Source organism: Treponema sp. R8-4-B8, assembly GCF_054786175.1.
In genome coordinates, this window is record NZ_BDHE01000057.1 from 1 (window position 1) to 2,668 (window position 2,668).

The 2,668-nt window shown below is 38.8% G+C and carries 2 protein-coding genes; both read right to left on the reverse strand.

Annotation, left to right across the window (positions count from 1 at the left end; translation table 11 throughout):
• Positions 1–302: 302 nt before the first annotated feature.
• Entirely contained in the window at positions 303–1,370 is a 1,068-nt protein-coding gene (locus ACYVRA_RS06080; RefSeq protein ID WP_461251858.1) for a hypothetical protein, read from the reverse strand.
• 9 nt (positions 1,371–1,379) lie between these two features.
• Positions 1,380–2,396: an InlB B-repeat-containing protein gene (locus tag ACYVRA_RS06085; RefSeq protein WP_461251859.1), complete on the reverse strand. Its 1,017-nt coding sequence runs from the start codon at positions 2,394–2,396 to the stop codon at positions 1,380–1,382.
• Positions 2,397–2,668: the final 272 nt, after the last annotated feature.

A 2,668-nucleotide genomic window follows, 5' to 3' on the forward strand; every position in this document is an offset into this window, starting at 1 on the left:
TATCCATTCACTGCGTATTCCCAAAAACAACTGTTCTATTCGCAAACGAGTTTCATATTCGCTCATAGCCCCTTTTCTGATCCTAACGCTTTTTTTGATTGTCTGCTAGCTTAAGTTTATGATGTTGAGCCTGCCCGCCTGTACTCAAGGATTTATTGGGCATACATCTTCTAGCACTAATAGGCATTTTACTATTGTGTAACCTCACATATATGGTGTACCCTTGCAAGGCAAGGTACCTATGAAAAAGCGGTGTCAGATAACACGCATTATCGCTATAGCATATTTGTAGTAAATATCTTTTAATCCCACCCACCTTCATTACCATTTACAGAACTATCAAGCAAAACATATGATTGTGCCGTCCAATCTCTTTTGATGCTGGAACCATTTTTGTTATAACCAAAAACAGCATTACCACTTGTCATATTTGGAGATTTATTTGATAACTCTGATGTTGCATTACCACCATATATTACCGCATTTCCTGTATTTGATTTATAAAAAATACCACCTCTACCAACACGAACACCACCGCCACCACCATAATCACCTGTACCTCTTGTTGTTGTATTATTAAATATTGCTCCTCCGTTCATATTGAAAAAACAATTTTCACCACCAGATCCAGCACCTAATCGACCAATATGTACACCACCTCCTCCTCCAGCCTCATTATTGCAAATTTCTGCTGAACCAGTCATAATAAATTCGGCTTTAACCTCTCCCAAAGGATTATAAACACAAACACCCCCACCCCAATACGCTTTATTATTATTAATACTGCCGCCATTCATTGTAAATGTAGAATTGCCTCGTGAATAGATCGCAACACCTGCTCCATAACCACCGAAATTATTTTTGATTTCACCTCCTTCCATGATAAAATCTCCATATTCGATACAAACACCAATCCCGTAAAAGCCAGACGACGTTGTTATATGCCCACTTATTTCTCCACCATTCATAATAAATTTCCCAGAAGTTACAGTTCCTGTTGATGAAGTAACTAATACTCCTCCGCCCGAATTATCACATATTTTTGAACCATCATTCATTATGAGTGTCCCACCAATAACCTTAATTACTTCATTATCTGTATTAGTAGACAAACCTTTTAAGGTAACCATGTTATCAAGAATTAATGTTACATCTCTATTTATAGAGAAAAGTGCTGTATTTGAATTAAGAAGTACAATTCTTTCTTCGCCAATGCCCTGTAGTTTTATGGTAATTTTTTTACCAGAAAAATTTAACGAAATACCAGATAAAGCATTGTTTTCACGTAACGTAACAACATATTCACTGTTATTTGTGCCATTTACACTTATCCAAGCTATTGCTTGCTCCAAAGAAAGGTTTGTTGGCAATAATAAATCCTAAATTGCATAAAAATTCATATTTGTATATACCGATACACTTGATCCTGCATTATAACTTGAACCTGTACCCGTTGAAGATGTATTCCAACATTTAAATATATAACCTTCTCTACTTAAGCCGTCTGCTTCTGGTAAAATTAATATTTCACCTTCATTAAAAGTTTTTGTTTCCGGTGAATTACCACTTCCGCCATTGGCATTATAGGTGACGGTGTATTGAACCGCACTCTGCCATTTAGCGTATAACGTCACATTTTCTGTAACGGTATAAACAGCGTTAATCGTATAGTTTGTTCCACCGCCATTGCTCTGCGTGTTCCATCCGCCAAATATTTTTCCGCTGTACGCAAGCGTCCCCTGTCCCGGAACTGTGATGCTGATGCCTGAGTACGCTGTCTGCGGCGCAGGAACTGCTCCGCTCGTCGCGCCGTTGGCGTTGAAGGTAACGGTATATTGCGGTCTTGAGCCGTCAAGCCATTGGGCGTAGAAAATCATGTTTCTGGTAATGGTAATGATAGCCCCGATAGTATATATTGTTCCTCCGCCGCCCGGGCTTTCACACCAGCCGCAAAATATATTCTCTGAAATGTTCAAGTCTCCTATGTCGGGAAGAATGATAACTTCGCCGGGATTGACCTTTTGTAATAAAGGCGGCGTTCCGCTTGCGCCGTTACCGTTAAATGTCACATTGTATTGGACAAGCCACTGCGCGTAAAAAATTATATTTTTAGTCACAAAAACGGAATCTCCGGCGAAAAGTATCGGGTCATTCCCGTCTGAACTCTCGCTCCACCCCATAAAAACACTTCCGGCTTTGCTTAATTTACCTCTATCCGGCAAAGTTGTTAACGCGCCCGCTGCTACTGTTTGCGGTGCCGGAACCGTTCCGACAGCCCCATTAGCGTTAAATGCTACCGTATAGGTAACAGGCTTAGTTTCGGGATCATTACAGCCGATAAATGCTATGCCCATAACAATTATCAGATTAAGTAATGTTGTCTGACGTTTTTTCATTTTATATCCTCGTAAGTTTAGACTTTTTAACCGTATGTTGCATAATATACAGAATTTATGTAAAAATGTCAATCTTTTTTATGTTTTGTACAAATTTTATCACAAATACACTTCATGATCAGGAGCAAATTGATAAACTTAAATTACCTATAAATCATCCCGTGTTTCGCGCAGATAGCGCACATTCCTATCAAGTTCTGCGGTTAATTCTTCTTCTGTAGGAAGAATTAATTTGTACTTAGACGCAAATAATTGGTCATTCTCTGATAATA